This is a genomic window from Planococcus ruber, assembly GCF_022819085.1.
Classification (GTDB): Bacteria; Bacillota; Bacilli; order Bacillales_A; family Planococcaceae; genus Planococcus; species Planococcus ruber.
In genome coordinates, this window is the sequence record NZ_JALHAG010000012.1 from 358,057 (window position 1) to 375,141 (window position 17,085).

15 protein-coding genes are annotated in these 17,085 nt (G+C 45.0%); 12 read left to right on the top strand and 3 right to left on the bottom strand.

The window, feature by feature from the left end; translation table 11 throughout:
* Positions 1 to 25: 25 nt before the first annotated feature.
* Both MTR82_RS16510 and MTR82_RS16515 read left to right on the top strand, forming a co-directional pair.
* Positions 26 to 688, top strand: a complete 663-nt coding sequence (locus tag MTR82_RS16510; RefSeq protein ID WP_246809945.1) for a ribonuclease H family protein — start codon at positions 26 to 28, stop codon at positions 686 to 688.
* 24 nt (positions 689 to 712) lie between these two features.
* Positions 713 to 1,645 (top strand): aldo/keto reductase, encoded by a 933-nt coding sequence (locus tag MTR82_RS16515; protein ID WP_246809946.1) that lies wholly within the window; start codon positions 713 to 715, stop codon positions 1,643 to 1,645.
* Between the two features lie 46 nt (positions 1,646 to 1,691).
* On the opposite strand, the gene MTR82_RS16520 is transcribed toward MTR82_RS16515, so the two are convergent.
* Both MTR82_RS16520 and MTR82_RS16525 read right to left on the bottom strand, forming a co-directional pair.
* Positions 1,692 to 1,955, bottom strand: coding sequence for a spore coat protein (locus MTR82_RS16520; protein WP_407674805.1), 264 nt, complete (start codon positions 1,953 to 1,955; stop codon positions 1,692 to 1,694).
* A 189-nt stretch (positions 1,956 to 2,144) separates the two neighbouring features.
* Complete coding sequence (locus MTR82_RS16525; RefSeq protein ID WP_052652507.1) at positions 2,145 to 2,345, bottom strand: hypothetical protein; 201 nt, start codon at positions 2,343 to 2,345, stop codon at positions 2,145 to 2,147.
* Positions 2,346 to 2,558: 213 nt separating this feature from the next.
* Here MTR82_RS16525 and MTR82_RS16530 point away from each other — a divergent pair, with 213 nt between their 5' ends.
* The 3 genes from MTR82_RS16530 to MTR82_RS16540 all read left to right on the top strand — a co-directional run bounded on the left by MTR82_RS16530 (position 2,559) and on the right by MTR82_RS16540 (position 4,708).
* Positions 2,559 to 3,791, top strand: a complete 1,233-nt coding sequence (locus MTR82_RS16530; RefSeq protein WP_246809947.1) for a cysteine desulfurase-like protein — start codon at positions 2,559 to 2,561, stop codon at positions 3,789 to 3,791.
* 107 nt (positions 3,792 to 3,898) lie between these two features.
* Positions 3,899 to 4,132 carry a hypothetical protein gene (locus MTR82_RS16535; RefSeq protein ID WP_199876621.1) on the top strand — a complete coding sequence of 78 codons (234 nt, stop codon included), beginning with the start codon at positions 3,899 to 3,901 and terminating at the stop codon, positions 4,130 to 4,132.
* Positions 4,133 to 4,252: 120 nt separating this feature from the next.
* Entirely contained in the window at positions 4,253 to 4,708 is a 456-nt protein-coding gene (locus tag MTR82_RS16540) for a HEAT repeat domain-containing protein (protein ID WP_052652502.1), read from the top strand.
* Positions 4,709 to 4,750: 42 nt separating this feature from the next.
* Here MTR82_RS16540 and MTR82_RS16545 read toward each other — a convergent pair whose 3' ends face one another.
* On the bottom strand, positions 4,751 to 5,680 hold the full coding sequence (locus tag MTR82_RS16545; protein ID WP_246809948.1) for a PhzF family phenazine biosynthesis protein: 930 nt from the start codon (positions 5,678 to 5,680) through the stop codon (positions 4,751 to 4,753).
* Positions 5,681 to 5,859: 179 nt separating this feature from the next.
* On the opposite strand from MTR82_RS16545, the gene MTR82_RS16550 reads away from it, so the two are divergent.
* The 7 genes from MTR82_RS16550 (at position 5,860) to ilvD (ending at position 16,680) form a co-directional block, all read left to right on the top strand.
* Complete coding sequence (locus MTR82_RS16550) at positions 5,860 to 6,822, top strand: aldo/keto reductase (protein ID WP_246809949.1); 963 nt, start codon at positions 5,860 to 5,862, stop codon at positions 6,820 to 6,822.
* Between the two features lie 28 nt (positions 6,823 to 6,850).
* Entirely contained in the window at positions 6,851 to 8,482 is a 1,632-nt protein-coding gene (locus MTR82_RS16555) for an alpha-glucosidase (RefSeq protein WP_246809950.1), read from the top strand.
* 250 nt (positions 8,483 to 8,732) lie between these two features.
* Positions 8,733 to 9,995, top strand: a complete 1,263-nt coding sequence (locus tag MTR82_RS16560; RefSeq protein WP_246809951.1) for a S8 family peptidase — start codon at positions 8,733 to 8,735, stop codon at positions 9,993 to 9,995.
* A gap of 91 nt (positions 9,996 to 10,086) precedes the next feature.
* Positions 10,087 to 11,322, top strand: a complete 1,236-nt coding sequence (locus MTR82_RS16565; RefSeq protein WP_052652492.1) for a helix-turn-helix domain-containing protein — start codon at positions 10,087 to 10,089, stop codon at positions 11,320 to 11,322.
* Positions 11,322 to 11,480, top strand: coding sequence for a hypothetical protein (locus MTR82_RS16570; protein ID WP_199876620.1), 159 nt, complete (start codon positions 11,322 to 11,324; stop codon positions 11,478 to 11,480). Before MTR82_RS16565 ends, MTR82_RS16570 begins: the two co-directional genes overlap by 1 nt.
* Before the next feature lie 162 nt (positions 11,481 to 11,642).
* Complete coding sequence (locus MTR82_RS16575) at positions 11,643 to 14,789, top strand: EAL domain-containing protein (protein ID WP_246809952.1); 3,147 nt, start codon at positions 11,643 to 11,645, stop codon at positions 14,787 to 14,789.
* A 163-nt stretch (positions 14,790 to 14,952) separates the two neighbouring features.
* Positions 14,953 to 16,680, top strand: a complete 1,728-nt coding sequence (ilvD, locus tag MTR82_RS16580) for a dihydroxy-acid dehydratase (RefSeq protein ID WP_246809953.1) — start codon at positions 14,953 to 14,955, stop codon at positions 16,678 to 16,680.
* The last annotated feature ends 405 nt before the right edge of the window (positions 16,681 to 17,085 follow it).

The window sequence follows — 17,085 nt, forward strand, 5'->3', positions numbered from 1 at the left end:
TGTTAATGGAAAGGAGGCTTGCGCCATGAAGGTCCGCATCGACTGGAGCTATCAATCGCCAAAAGGCACGAAAGCTTTTTTCCAGTCTGAAGAACTTACTGCTGCCCACGCACTGTTAATGGCAGAAGATATTCAAAAGACCGGCCGGGCAAAAAGCCTGGAATTTGTAGACCGTTTTGATTCCAGCTGGACGGTAAAAGAGTTAAAAGCCTATTTAAAAGGAATCGAAACAGAACCCCATAACGTAACAGTCTATTTTGACGGCGGATTTGATAAGGATACGGGACGAGCCGGGCTTGGCTGTGTGATCTATTATGAACAAAGCGGCAAAGCTTACCGTCTCCGCCAGAATGTCGAAGCGGCAGAGCTTTCTTCCAATAATGAAGCGGAATATGCGGCTCTCCATATGAGCGTCCTGGAACTTGAACGATTGAATGTCCATCATTTGCCGGTTGTTTTCCGAGGCGATTCCAATGTCGTCACAAATCAGATGAGCGGAGAATGGCCCGTTTATGAAAATGATTTATCCCGTTGGGCAGACCGGATTGACCGAAGCCTGGAAAAGTTGGGCATTCAAGCACAATACGAACTGATTCCCAGAAAAGCGAATGCCGAAGCCGACCGGTTAGCGGCACAAGCCTTAAGAGGCGTTGACATCAGTGGAACGATGGAATTGGAAAAACTATAAACTGAACCGTAGAGGAGCGATTGGATGAAATTTTCGACGTTGCAAAAAACAAATATACAGATTTCTGCGCTGGGATTAGGGACAAATGCGGTAGGAGGACACAATCTTTACAGCGACTTGAATGAGGAGACAGGGAAGGATTTTGTCCGTGCTGCATTGGACAATGGCATCACTTTCATTGATACAGCTGATATTTACGGCAAGGGGCGTTCTGAAGAATTGGTAGGGGAAGTGTTGAAAGAATATGACCGAAGCCAATTTGTCATTGCGACCAAAGGCGGCAGCGACTGGCGAAGCGGAACAAAAAACAATTCACCCGCTTATTTGCGCAGTGCCTTGGAAGAAAGTCTGGAGCGGCTCCAGCTCGATTATGTGGATCTCTACTATATCCACTGGCCGGACGGAAAAACGCCGATCAGTGAAGCCGTCGCTGAACTGTCCCGAATGAAAAAAGAAGGCAAAATCAAAGCGATAGGAGTATCGAATGTTTCCTTGGAGCAATTGAAGGAAGCCAATTCAACGGGAGAGATTTCAGCAGTCCAGTTGGCTTATCATATGCTCAACCGCGAAATCGAACAAGAGATTCTCCCTTATTGCGTGGAAAACAAGATTTCGGTTGTGGCTTACGGTCCGCTTGCTTTTGGCATTTTAGGCGGTACATATACCGAAGACTTTGTACTGGAAGACGGCGATTGGCGCAAAAGCGTACCGCTTTTCCAGGAAGGGAATTTCGAAAAGAACATCCGGATTGTGGAGCAGCTGAAAGAAGTGGCAAAGAAAAAAGGCACGGATGTATCGAACCTTGCATTAGCGTGGCTGCTTGAACAGCCGGGGGTGGATGCCGTGATTCCGGGAGGCAAAAAGCCGGAACAAGTCCTTTCCAACATCGCCGCTTCGGACATCCGTCTGGAAGCGGAAATCTTGGATGAAATCGATCAAATTCTCAAAGGGCAATAAAAATAGAAAACCGGTCCAGTATGCCATTACACTGGAGCGGTTTTTCTTATTTCTTCGCTAATTCAAGGGCGATGTCTGCTTTTTTCAGATCGTGATTGACTTGTTCTTCAATATCGTAGGCATGGTACATTTCTTTTTTAATCATGTATTGGGCGATTTTATCATGCGTATCGATGGCGTTGTCCAACTCGCGCCGCAAAAGCTTTTTCACTTCCGGCGTGGCTGTTTCAGTAATCGCGACAGCCAGATTCCGGACAGCGGCTTTAGCTGTGACAAGAAAATCGGTGGCGATAGCCAAGTCGTCAAGCATGGAAGCCGGGAGTGCCAAGGCATCTTTATTGATCGCTTCACTTTCCTGCGTTTGCGTCATAGCTTCTGGTTCCGCCTTCACATTTTTCTTTTTATCTTCTTTCTTGGCTGTCTTTTTCACATCTTTTTTTGTGCTGTTTTTTTCATCTTTTTTTGCCATAGCCAAATTCCTCCTTCATCCGTCTGCGAATTATTTGCTTGCATCTGCTAATACTTTGCGTAAATCTTTAACCGCTTTCGTGGATAATTTAATGTCTTCCTCCAGTAGCTGCCGCAATTCATCGTCTTCCACAAGACCGCTGAATACTTTGCTTTTAGCGATACAGCTTGTTTTGAAGATTAATACTTCATGGACTTCCAATTTTTCGTGCATTGCCAATTCTTTTGCCATCCCAAATCCCTCCAATAAAATAAATGATGATTTTTAACATTAGTTAAGGTTTACCCCGAGCGATGCTTTTCAATCCTGAATCTGATGATTCATTCGAACGAAAGCGGATGCGGGAAATTAAAGAATTTTCAAATTTTCAATGGCCGGCATTAGACTTCTCGGGAAAAAGTATGTTTTATTGAAAGAGACATTGATGAAAAAGGGGATGCATTCATGAAAATTACTGAAACGGCTTTTCCGATAACAGAAGTGCGCGGACAATTTCCAGCGCTGAACAGAACTTATAAAGATCGGCAGGTGGCATACTTTGATGGCCCAGGCGGATCGCAAGTAGTAAAAAAAGCGATTCAGGCAATTGCGGGATACATGGAAAAAGGGGGAGCCAATCTTCACGGGACATTTCCTTCCAGCTGGGAAACAGAAGAGGTGATTTCAGAAGCAAGAAGTGCCGTAGCCGATTTTTTAAATGTACAAGCAAATGAAGTGGCGTTTGGCGCCAATATGACGACATTGACGTTTGCGATTGCAGCTGCACTTGGCAAACAGTTCAATGCTGGCGATGAGATTGTCGTAACCGAAATGGACCACCGCGCAAATGTCGATCCTTGGCTCATGATGGCGGAAGACCACGGGCTCAAAGTAAAGTGGATTCCTGTCGACACGAAAACGATGGAACTTGATGTAAGCAAGTTAACGGAAATCATCAACGAAAAGACGAAACTCGTAGCGGTTGGCCTTGCCTCTAATGCGATTGGCACCATTGTCGATATTGCACCGATTGTGGAACGGACAAAAGAAGTAGGCGCACTGTTTGCAGCGGATGCGGTTCATGCAGCTCCGCATATCGTCATCGACCGTGACCGCTACGGCATCGATATCCTTTTGTGCTCAGCCTATAAATTTTTTGGACCGCATATCGGCATCGCTGCCATTAAAGAATCCGTTTTTGAAAGCCTTGAGCTGTATAAATTGACCACGTCCCCAAGCTATTATCCGGATAAATTGGAGACTGGTACGCAAAACCATGAAGGGATTGCTGGAATCAAGCCTGCTATCGAATTTTTTGAGCAGTTTGGTGAAGGGGAATCTAGACGGGAACGGCTCGTTTCAGGAATGGAAAAACTTGAGCACTACGAAAATTACCTTGCGGGACGATTGCGCCAAGGGCTGGCAAAAATAGAAAAAGTCCGCCTATGGCAAGCGGCGGAAGATGTACCGAAAACTCCGACAATCGCTTTCCAGGTGGAGGGCATTGAACCGTTGGAAGTCTGTAGATTATTAGCCGAGCAATACAGCATCTTTACAGCATCCGGACATTTTTATGCCTCAACACTAGGCGACCGATTGGATGTCAACGGAAGCGGCGGCTGGATTCGTGCTGGCCTTGCTCCATACAATACAGAAGAGGAAGTGGACAGGCTGATTGAGGCGGTTGCTTCCCTCTAAGGAATTTGCTAAAAAAAGGGAAATGTGTTATGGTTAGCATCACTTCAATTTATGGATTCTGTCAGACTTTATTTAGTCAATTTCCATCAGGAAATGGGGAATTCTTAATGACGTACGATGCGATTCAAGAATTATTGAAAACGGTCAGCTATTATAATACGGTCAATATCACCCAAACTTTTTCAAAAGCGGGAGAGCCTTATGTGACTGTGAAAGCCGGCAAAGATAAGGATCTTCTCGTGCTCACTTATGTGGAAAGCGGAGAAATTATCCAATACCAGGATATCGCCTATGCGGCGAAAGCCATCAAAGAAATGATCACTACCGATACTGCCTTTTAAGCTTCCCGAATGGGGAGCTTTTTCTTTTTGGGACAGATGATGGTACAATACAGAAACAAGCCTATCAACAGACCAGTAGGCATACTTTCATTTTCCGTAGAGGGGAATGATCAAAGGAGAATGAATTTTTTGAGTCAAGATAAAAATACGAAGAACTTGCCGCCAAATTACGATGAATTGAAGAAAGCTGCGAACCGGACAGCCAATTGGAAAGAACGCTTAGCTGCGGTTGAAGAACTGGGCAAATGGAAAAACAGCCAGACGATTGATATTCTAACTCACCGGATGAACCATGATCCGGTTTATAAAGTGCAGCAGGCTGCATATAACCAGCTTGTGGATTTGGGCGAAGATGTAGAAATGCCAGAGCAGAAGCAAGGCGACTTGATCAAAGACGCCAGCAAAGTTTTGGTTCGCATCAAGAAAAGTTTGCCGAAAGACCATAGCTATGAAGATTTTAAAGTGAAGCTGCAAAAAATGCGTGTCGATATCTATGATACGTATAAAGGTGAAAAAGGCGAAGCGTTTGACCAATGGCTGGAAGACCAATGGAAAGCAATGCCGACTAAAAGATAGTACCAAAAGCGAGGCCTGCAGATGATTGCAGGCCTCGCTTTTTTAGAATGCATCAGGCAATTGCAATTGCCCCGTCCCTATATTTACAGCATTGCCGCCAATTTTAATGGAAGAAATGGCTCCCTTGGTTTTGCCGACTGTGATCTCGATAAAGCTTGGCCGATCCATTTCGAAGCCTTGTTCACTGCGTATATGGTAGAACTGGTTTTTAGACGGCGCGACCACACCATTTTCAACAAGATAAGCGCCAAGCGGTCCGGAAGCGGCGCCTGTCGCCGGATCTTCCGGAATTCCCATAGCGGGTGCAAACATTCGGCTATGGACGGTGGAAGATTTTTGTACGGTTTCAGTAGTGAAAACAAAAATGTTTTGAGTAGAGGAATTGTTGCTGAAATGTTTTTCCCAGATATCGATCCGAAACTTGATTTGCTTCATCGCAGACAACGAGCGGACCGGGACGTATAGAAACGGGACACCCGATGAAACGGATTGAAGCGGCAAGTTTTTATCAAAATCCCGAACAGATAGAGACAGTAAATCGGCCACAAGGCCAGGCTTTTCATAAATGCTGCCAAAAGCCGGCAAAGGCTGGGTCATTTCGACTTTCTCGATTTGTCCGTTTTTTTCATACACGCTGACAGGAATTTCGCCGACAGGCTCTTCGAACATCCAATCATTTTTGCCGGCCGCTAAAGGAATTTTGTTTGCAGCGGCCAGGACATAGGCAGCGCCGATTGTCGGATGCCCGGCCATCGGCAATTCCACTTTTGGCGTGAAAATGCGCAAGCTTTTTTGGTTATTGGAATCGGCAGGGGGTTGAATGAAGACGGTTTCCGAAAGATTGAGTTCACGCGCAATTTTTTGCATCGTAGCTGAAGGCAGGGGCGATTCGTCGTGAAAAACGGCGAGCTGGTTGCCTCCAAAAGCTGTAGAAGTAAATACATCGACTAAGGAATAATTTAAAGTGGCCATAGCTACCCTCCATTTTTTATCTTTTGTCATTCGATTGATGTATCCAGTATATATAATTTATCCGCAAATTGTTATTTAATTGTTCGAGTTTTCTGGAAATAAAGGGATTTAGAGGGAACGGGGCGAATTAGGCTGAAAAGAAGGTCTCGCTGTGATAAAAACGTTCGGAGGAGGCGCGTATGAAATATCGGAATCTCGGGAAAACTGGTTTGCGTGTATCCAATATAAGCCTGGGTACGATGGCTTTTGGAAGATGGATTGATGAACAGGCTTCTGCAGAAATTTTGGCGCAGTCTTTTGATGCAGGGATCAATCTGATCGATACGGCTAATTTTTATGGAAAAGGACAAGACGAATCTTTTAAATACGGGACGGGGGAAGCGGAAGAAATCATCGGCAAGCATTTAAAAGGCAAGCGGGACAAAGTGGTGCTGGCAACGAAAGTCGGGCTTCCGATGGGGCATTATGTCAATGATGCGGGGTTATCGAAATTCCATATGATGCGGGAAGTGGAAAATTCATTGAAGCGGCTTCAAACGGATTACATCGATTTGTATCAAGTGCACCGCTTTGATAAACGCACTCCTTTGGGAGAAACGTTGTCGGCCTTGACGGATTTGGTGAGGCAAGGGAAAGTCCGGTATATCGGCTGTTCAAATTTTGCGGCGTGGCAGATGGCAAAAGCGGAAGGCATTAGCGCGCTGAACCATTTAGAGCGTTTTGTCAGTTCGCAATCACAGTACAATCTTTTGTCCCGGGAACTTGAAAATGAAATTATCCCTTTCTGTGAATCTGAAAAGATGGGGTTGCTTGTCTATAGCCCAATGGCGCGCGGAATGTTGTCCGGCAAATATAAATCGAAAGATGATTTGCCGGAAGGCAGCCGGGCAGCCAAGGGAGAGGAATTGATCCAGCCTTATTTTACAGAAGAGAATTTTAACCGGATCGAGCGCTTCAAGGAAATTGCGAAAGAGCAGGACGTGAGTTTATCCCAGCTCTCGCTCGCTTGGCTATTAAATCAGCCGGCTGTCACTTCGGCCATTTTGGGCGCAAGCAAAACGGAACACGTATTAGAAGCTGCCCGCATCAGCGATTGGAAATGGGCAGAAGAGTTAAAAGAGCAAATGTCGCTTGTCCCGTGACGACTCCTGAGCATTGGAGGCCAAACTGATGAAGCAAAAATGGTGGAAAGAAGCAGTCGTCTATCAGGTTTATACAAGAAGCTTCAAAGATTCAAATGGAGACGGCATCGGGGATTTGAACGGCCTGAGAGAAAAGCTGGATTATTTGCAGGATCTTGGAATTGACGTCATCTGGCTTTGTCCGATGTATAAATCGCCGAATATCGACAATGGCTATGATATCAGTGATTATCAGAAAATCATGGAAGAAATGGGTACGATGCAAGACTTTGACCGGTTGCTTGAAGATATGCACAGCCGTGGGATGAAGATGGTGCTGGATTTGGTCCTTAACCATACAAGCGACGAGCACCCCTGGTTCATTGAGTCGCGTTCTTCGAGAGACAATCCCAAGCGGAACTGGTATGTCTGGCGGGATGAACCAACCAACTGGGAAAGCATCTTCAGCGGTCCGGCCTGGACATTTGACGAAAAGACCCGCCAATACTATCTTCATCTCTATGCAGAAAAACAGCCGGATCTGGAATGGGAGAACCCCGAAGTCCGGAAAGAACTGTACCGGATGGTTAATTGGTGGCTCCAAAAAGGGATTGACGGTTTTCGCTTAGATGCCATCAGCCACATTAAGAAAGACTATACCGATATGCCGAACCCAACGAATGCTCCGTATGTTCCGGCTTGGGAGAAGATGACGGACGTTGAAGGCATCCAAGATTTGCTGGCCGAATTATACGATGAAACCTTTTCGAACTACGACATTATGACGGTCGGTGAAGCCAACGGTGTGACCGTCGAAGAAATCGATGAATGGATCAGCGAAGAAAACGGAAAAATGGATATGGTCTTTCAATTTGAAACGTGGTATTTAAGGAAGCCGAATGAAGATTGCGGCGTAAATTTAGCAGCGCTCAAACAGATTTTAACGAATTGGCAAAAAGAAGCGGAAGGAATCGGATGGAACGCCTTATATGTGGAAAATCACGATCGGTCGCGCATCGTTTCAACTTGGGGAGACGATCAGAATTATTGGCGGGAGAGTGCCACTTCCATTGCCTGCATGTATTTCCTGATGCAAGGCACCCCTTTTATTTACCAGGGACAGGAACTGGGCATGACCAATGCGCCATTTGAAGGAATTGATCTTTATGACGATATCAAAACCTTGAATTTTTATCGCTACAAACGGGCAGAAGGCATGCCGCTTGAAGAAATTATGAAAACCATTCAAATGAGCAGCCGGGACCATGCCCGTACGCCGATGCAATGGAACAGTGGGCGCTACAGCGGATTTTCAGAAACGGAGCCATGGATTCAAGTTAATCCGAATTACGTCTGGCTGAATGCAGAAGCGCAGCAGCAAGACCCGCTTTCAGTATTCCATTTTTATAAAAAGATGATTTCACTTAGAAAAGGTTCCACCGTTTTGATTTATGGAATCTATAACCTCTATGAAACGGGAAATCCGTGCATCTACGCATATACACGTGAAAACGAAGAGGAAAAGCTATTGATCTTAGCCAACATGAAAGGCGAGTTCTGCCGATGGAAAGTACCGGAAGGAGCGGAGCTGCTTCTTGGGAATTACAGCGCAGAAGACCGTGAAAAAGTCCATCCCTTTGAAGCGAGAGTTTATCGATTGGCAAAATTAAACCATGCATGATGCATGGTTTTTTTGCTGCAAATGATTATTTCAATAAAAGGAATATGTAAAGGTATAAATTACCATTGGTTCGATATACCTGCGACTAATTACCTTTAAACCTAGTTTTATCCAAATACACCTGATTTTTTTCCCAATTACGCATTCCTAAATCTTCTGTTAACTTTAAGTTGTTGCTGGCAATTAGCCCAAGCGGGACGCCGCATAAGCTTACATGCCCGGCAAATAGAATGGTAAAGGGGATTGGACGATGAAGAAATCAGGTAAATTATTGACGAGTATCATGTTATCAGCGACATTGCTTGTGCCGGCAATGGGCGTAAGTGCGAACGGAGATTCCGTGGATCAAAAAGGCAATGAAACATTCCGTGTCTTGATTGATTCGCAAAATCAGAAAGAACTTCAAAATGCAAAGTCGAAATATGGTGTCCAATGGGATTTTGCAGGTGAAGGGTTCACTGTTGACATGAATGAAAAACAATACGAAGCACTGCAAAAGAACAAAAATATAAAAGTCGAAAAGGTGCCGGAATTTACGATTGAGAAAAGTTCGTCAAAGCCAGAAGCAGTGTATCAAGCAATGGCTGCTTCACAATCAACGCCTTGGGGCATCAAAGCGATTTATAATGACAGTTCTCTGACCCGCACTTCAGGCGGTTCGGGCATTAATGTAGCAGTCTTGGATACGGGAGTCAATGTCAGCCATCCGGATTTGAAAAATAACATTGAACAGTGCAAAGACTTTACAACAAGCACAAGCTTTGTAAATGGTTCGTGTACGGACCGCCAAGGGCATGGCACGCACGTAGCCGGCTCTGCGCTTGCTGACGGCGGTACGGGCTCTGGTGTTTACGGCGTTGCACCGGATGCGGATCTTTGGGCGTATAAAGTATTAGGCGATAACGGTTCCGGCTCAGCGGATGATATCGCAGCAGCCATCCGCCACGCAGCTGACCAGGCAACTTCATTGAAAACGAAAGTGGTCATCAACATGTCTCTTGGTTCTTCAGGAGAAAGCAGCCTAATTACCAATGCAGTCAACTACGCTTACAGCAAAGGTGTATTGATTATCGCAGCAGCTGGCAACGAAGGCCCGTACCAAGGATCAATTGGTTACCCAGGCGCCTTGCCGAATGCAGTAGCGGTAGCGGCATTGGAAAACGTCATCCAAAATGGCACGTACCGTGTAGCGGATTTCTCTTCTAGAGGGTACAGCTCGACAGACGGCGATTACGTCATTCAAAAAGGCGACGTGGAAGTATCCGCACCAGGAGCTTCGATTTATTCGACTTGGTATAACGGCGGCTACTCAACGATTTCTGGAACATCGATGGCTTCACCGCATGTAGCAGGATTGGCTGCAAAAATCTGGGCGGCAAATCCTTCTGCCAGCAATGCTACAATCCGTAAAGATCTTCAGAATCGCGCAAGAAATTATGATATCCTTTCAGGTTCAGGAGCAGGCGTCGGCGATGACTATGCTTCAGGCTTCGGATTTGCTCGTGTACGTTAATCGGTTGGGATAATGAAAAGGGGGTTCCAGTTTATACTGGAGTCCCCTTTTGTGTTACTATTTTATTATTCTGACAAAAAAGGGTGGAATTATGAACATTGGATCTGTCATCAAATATTACCGTACAAAATACCAGCTTACGCAAGCCCAATTGGCAGATGGCATTTGCTCGATTTCCCATTTAAGCAAAATAGAATCGAATACATACGTCCCGCATGAGTCAACGATTGAAGCGCTCCTCGCTAAGATGGGCGTCCAGTGGGAAAAGGAAATGCATCGGCATAAGCGGCTGACGCGCCAAATGGGGGAATTCATCGATTGTTCCTTGTTTTACGATTTGGATCACATGCGCAAACAATACGAGCAATTGGAAGAAGAAAATGATTATCTTCAATCTTCTGATCTCGTAAATCAATACGAACTGTACAAATTTCGCTTTTATATTTACGAGAATGACCAGGAACGCGCTGAACGGCAGAAAGATCTGATTGAACGCATAAAAGGATCGTTTACTGCGCCGGAAAAATGGCTGCACCAATTCTTTCTTTCCATTTACTACACCATGCTCAATAAGACAGAAAAGGCGTTGGGGTTTCTCGATCAGCTGGACCAGGGGATTCAAAGTATCCCTCAAAAGTTCGAGGGGGAGTATTATTACCAAAAAGCCCGTCTGCTGATTTTGCTCGACCGATTTGAATTGTCGGCCTATTACGCAGAAATGGCTGTCCAGTATTTTCAACTGCACCATAATTACATTCGGCTGCTGCATGCCCAGCTCCTATTGGCAATCAATTATACGCGGAGGAATTTGCTGGTCCAGGCAGGCGGTCTATACGAAGTATTAAAACGCAATGCCCATTTGACAGGACAAAAAGACCTCTACAATCAAACGATTTATAATTTGGCTGAACTGTTCAAGCAAAAGAAGGAGTTTGATGAAGCAATCGAATTGCTGGAAGAACTCAAAGTGCGTGTCTCAAAAGATTCCTATATCTATAAAGCGGTCTTGATCAGCCTGCTCGAAACGACCATTGAAATGCAGCGGGAAGACCGCCAATTATTAGAAGAGCTTCGGCTTTTAACAGAAGAAACCGACGATGAATATTTCCGTATTTATCAAAACTATTTCGAGAAACGAATGTTTTCCCAACCAGACCTAATTACCTATTGTGAAGAAATAATGTTCCCATTTTTCAGAAAAAATGGTTATATTAAAGAAGGTAAAAAAGTAGCAATTGAATTAAAGAATTTCTATGAGCGAAAGAAAGAATGGGAGAAGGCCAATTTCTACCGCTCATATGAACAACGAAAGGCTGGTGAACCTTGATGAAGTCTTCAAAGAAATTCTGGACGGCTATCGCAGTAGCCGGATTGATTAGCGTGTTGGCAGTAGCGCCTGTTTTCGGCGAAACGCTGCCGGTGAACGTGAACCTCGACGCAGAGATCAGCCCGTTGTCCGCACCGCATATCTTGCCTCCTTTATAAACTGAAAAATAAGGCTTCCGCTTATTCTGGCGGAAGCCTTATTTGTTTATAAAGATAAAAATGGCTAATTACCTATTTTAATGGATAAAAACAGAATGAGTACAAAATTTAAGGTATAATTATCAAGAATGTTAAGTGACATGTAGGAGATGGAAAAATTTAATGGCATCATTTAGCCCGTTTTTGATCATATTATCCGTGCTTATAGCAATTTTTTCTTCTTATATTTCTCTCGTTTTAATTGGGAAATTGGCAGATGCAGCTGTAGAAAAACGTCAAATCTTTGTTTCAGCTGCCAGTGTATTTATGGGCCTTGGCATCTTTACCATGCATCTAATTGGAATGTCTGCTTTCCACACCTATGGGCAAGCGGATATCTCCTACCACGCGCTTTTGTTATTGGCGTCTTTAGCCATTTCCATTTTGGCATCATCCATCGCTTTTCAAGTGCTGTATAACGGAAAAGCGACCAAAGTTAATCTGATTTTCAGCAGCGCGATGCTGGGCCTCGGCATTATTTCTGGGCATTACATTGCAATGGCTTCCGTTCAGGGAGATGAAACCAGCCGGTTGAATTGGGGGTTCTTCATCTTATCGATTGCCGTTGCCCTTCTATTTTCAACAGGGGCAATTCAAATTTTCATGAATTTCAAGCGGCTGAACAAATTGCTAAGCCGGAAAGCGATAAGTGCGGTTTTATTGGGCATGGCAATTTCCTTGATGCATTATACGGCGATGAACGCAAATATCGTGGATCTGAATTTTTCTGCGGCGGGTCCCTTCTGGATTTCAGAAATGTATATTTTGAACTTGATCTTTGCCCTGTCAGCAGCGGTTATCGTGCTGGCAATGTTATTTGCCTATGCCGATTACCGGACCATCGCCGTCGAAAGCCGGCTGATTGAGGAAATGAAGGAAAGTGAAAACCGGTTTCGGAAACTGGTGGAGTTGTCGCCGGAGCCGATTGTTGTTCATAGCGGCGGGAAATTGATTTTTGTAAATGAAGCTTGTTTGAAAATGGTCGGCGTTGAAGACAAGAAACTTGTTTTGGGCAAGTCGATTCTCGATTTTGTGCCGCCGTCTTTTCAGCCGATTGTCAAAAAGCGGATTCACCATATGATGCAAGGCGGCAATGCGGCTCCGATCGAACAGCAATTCATCAAGCCGGATGGCACGTTAATTGATGTCGAAGTGACAGGAGTCCAAATGAAGTTTGAGGGCAAACCGGCTATTCAGCTGATTCTTCGCGATATCACGCTGGAAAAGAAAATCCGGATAGAGCTTGAAACGAGCGAGCAGCGGTATCAGTCGTTGTTCGCTTATAATCCGGACGGCGTGTTTTCGATGGATCACGAAGGCCGGCTGTTGAATGTTAATGAGGCCATCCTGGATCTTATTGGGTACACAAAAGAAGAGCTGATCGGCACTTCTTTCCAACCGCTCGTAGCTCCGCCGTATTTAACGGACGCAATTGAGCATTTTAATCAAGCCTTATTAGGATTTACACAGAACTATGAATTGCAATGCATCCGAAAAGACGGGGAATGGATCGACCTCCACATCACCAATCTGCCAATCAAAACGGATGGCGAAATCAATGGGGTATACGGTATTGCCAAAAACATCAAAAAAGAAAAAGAAGCTTTGCAGTTGATGGAAGAGAACGAAGAGAAATACCGTTCATTATTCGAAAACAATTTAGATGCGGTTTTTGAAATTGCGCTGGACGGATCGTTTAAAAACGTTAATAAACGCGGCGAAGAGTTAACGGGTTATACCGAAAACGAGCTTAGAAAAATTCCCTTCACCGAATTGATCGCCGAAAATATTTCACGTGTAATCGATGTGTTCGAATTAGCGAAGCAAGGCAATCCGCTGCAAGCTGAACAGAAGCTTCTGGACAAGGGACACAATGAATTCCTCACGGATTTAAATGTGGTGCCAATCCGCAAACAAGGAGAAGTGAATGGGGTATTCGCAATTACCCGGGATGTTTCGGAAAAAAAGCAACTGGAAAAAAGAATGAACGAATTGGCCTTTACCGATCAATTGACCGGCCTGCCGAATCGCCATTGGTTCTATGAAAATCTGGCCAAGACTGCTGAGAAAGCAAAACGATATGACCGGACGCTTGCCGTGATGCTGATTGATTTCGATGATTTTAAAGGAGTGAATGACCTTTTAGGGCATCAAGGGGGCGACCTTTTCCTAAAAAAAGTATCCGAGCGCATCAAATCTTGTCTGCGTCCGTCTGACCGGTTGTCTCGGCATGGCGGCGATGAATTCATTGTGGCGTTCGAAAATGTGACTGAGGCTTATATGGACCGCCTGGCTCAGAAAATTTTTGAAGCCATGAAACAGCCTGTTGAATTATTTGAACATGAAATGATTGTTACGATCAGTATCGGCATCAGCATCCAAAGGGACCGGATGAGCAATGAAGAAACCTTGATCAGGGAAGCGGATTTTGCTTTATATTCAGCGAAAGAAAAGGGCAAAAATAATTATCAGTTTTTCACCCAGGACTTAAACCAGAAAGTTGTCCGCAAATACCAAGTGGAAAGCGCATTGCGAAAAGCTATCGCGAAAGATGAATTCAAACTCCATTACCAGCCGCAAGTAGATCTGCAAACGGAAAAATTAGTCGGACTCGAAGCGCTGCTGCGTTGGAATCCATCATTCGGTCCGGTTTCTCCCGTTGAATTCATTCCGATAGCGGAAGAGACAGGATTGATCTTGCCGATAGGCGAATGGGTACTGGAAGAAGCTTGCCGCCAAATCCAGGAATGGAAAGAATGCGGCAAACTGGCAGTCCGGGTATCGGTAAACGTTTCGGCCCGGCAATTCCGGGATTCTCAATTTAATCGGAAAGTCGAAGCGCTTTTGAAAAAATACCGAATTGACGCCTCCCAACTGGAAATTGAAATTACGGAAAGCGTCATGATGAATATTGAAGAATCGTCCAAAGTGATCCGGCAGTTGAGGGAACTCGGCTTGAAAATCGCCATTGATGATTTCGGAGCCGGCTATTCATCGTTGACAGTCATCAAAAACATCGAAATCGATACATTGAAGATTGATAAATCGCTGATTGATGACATGCTTAACAATTCACGGAATCTCTCCATCTTGAAAGCCATTATTTCAGTAGGTAAAGGGCTGGATACATTAGTAGTGGTAGAGGGAATCGAAAAGGAAGAACAAGTGGAACTGCTCAAAGGCTTCGGCGTAATTGGCCAAGGCTATTTTTACAGTCGTCCGATGCCGCCAGCGAAACTGGAAAACGACTGGATAGAAGCGAGCCGCTAAAAAATGAACAAGAAAGCTCCAGCAGATGCTGGAGCTTTTTATATAGAAGAAAAAGTTTGAATATTCTATGACAAAATATTCATTTGAGTGAATAAAAATTTTTAATTCATTGAATTGTTTAAAAATTGCTCTATAATGAGTAAAAAGAAAGGATAGATGTCTAATGAAAAAGGATTTGCGCATCAAGAGTAAAGTATTCAGCGAAGGGGCCATGAAAGCGCCGAACCGGGCTATGCTCCGTTCCGTTGGAGTGACCGATGAAGATTTTCAAAAACCGATGATTGGGATAGCCAGTACATGGAGTGAAGTGACTCCGTGCAATATACATATTCATGATTTAGCAGTAAGCGCGAAAAAAGGAGCGAGAGAAGCAGGCGGTGTTCCGTTTATCTTCAACACCATTACCGTTTCAGATGGGATTTCCATGGGAACGGACGGCATGCGCTATTCCTTGCCCAGCCGCGATGTGATCGCCGATTCGATTGAAACGGTTGTCGGGGCGGAAAATTTGGATGGCTTAGTAGCCATCGGGGGCTGCGATAAAAACATCCCCGGCTGTTTGATCGCGATTGCCAACTCGGAAGTGCCGGCTGTTTTTGTCTACGGCGGCACCATTGCACCGGGCAAGCATAACGGCGGCGACATTGATATCGTCTCTGTTTTTGAAGGTGTCGGCCAGCATAATAATGGGGACATTTCGGATGATACTTTGCGTGGAATTGAATGTGCAGCATGCCCTGGAGCCGGTTCATGCGGTGGGATGTATACGGCGAACACCATGGCTTCGGCCGCAGAAGCCATGGGGATGAGTTTGCCGGGAAGTTCTTCAAACCCGGCGGAAAACAATTTGAAAGCAGCGGACTGCGAAGCAGCAGGAAGAGCCGTATACAACTTGCTGGAACTGGGCATTTATCCGAAAGACATTATGACTAAAGAAGCGTTTGAAAATGCGATTACGGTCGTGATGGCGCTTGGCGGATCCACAAATGCGATTCTCCATTTATTGGCGATTGCCCATGCAATCGAAGTGGATTTGACTATTGACGACTTCAACCGTTTGCAAAAACAGGTGCCGCATATTGCAGACCTGAAACCAAGCGGACGATTTGTCATGGAAGATTTACATAGAGTGGGCGGGGTTCAAGCTGTAATGAAATTATTGCTTGAAAAGGGCTACTTGCACGGAGATTGCATGACGGTTACCGGCAAGACATTGGCCCAAAACTTGGCTGAAGCTCCTGGACTAGCTGAAGGGCAGGAAGTCATCGTGCCGTTTGAAAAGCCGAAACGTGCTGATGGCCCGCTCGTCGTATTAAAAGGAAATCTTTCGCCAAGAGGCGCGGTTGCGAAACTATCGGGTGTCAAAGTGAAAGTCCATACTGGCCCAGCCCGGGTATTTGATACAGAGAAAGAAGCGACGGCTGCCGTGATGGCGAACGAGATCAACGATGGCGACGTTCTGGTCATCCGCTACGTTGGGCCAAAAGGCGGTCCGGGAATGCCGGAGATGCTATCGATATCTGCGATTCTTGTCGGAAAAGGCATGGGCGAATCGGTTGCTTTATTGACGGATGGACGCTTTTCTGGAGGAACGCACGGCTTGGTGGTCGGGCATATTGCACCGGAAGCCCAAGTGGGTGGCCCGATTGCGTTGTTGAAAGAAGGCGATACCGTAACAATCGATTCCATCAAGCAGGAAATTACGATGGCTGTATCGGATGAAGAACTGGAAGCCCGCCGCAAAGCATGGACAGCGCCGCCTCTTTATAGAAAAGGGGTTCTTGGAAAATACGCGCATAACGTCTCTTGTTCTTCAAGAGGAGCTGTGACGGACTACTTAAATCGCCAGGAAGATGCATATGTACTGGAGTCGGCCGGAAAAACGAATTAAATGAAGCATTGGAAAAGGGATGCCCCCGTTTGGGGGCATCCCTTTGATTTTTTAAGGTAACATTAACTAATAGTTGATTTCAATTTTTCAACCCGTTCTAACGGGGAATCATTTCCATTGAAAGGTTTAACTTTCTGTGCCGCGGTCATTGTTCCACTGGTGGCTTTCTAACTTAAGCAACGTAAACCCTACCTTCTTTTACGTCCTTGCGATCCTTAAATCGCGCCAGTGTGAATAAGTATGTTCAAAAACATTCCTGTAGAATGCCAGATTATCAATATTTTTCAGTTACCTCGTTGTTAACTGACTAAGTATCTCATGTTTTTAAGTCTATGTCAATTAAATCGATTATTTACGTTTTCTTTATTTGAAATGGGTCGATTAGGGTATAATTATAGAAATTAA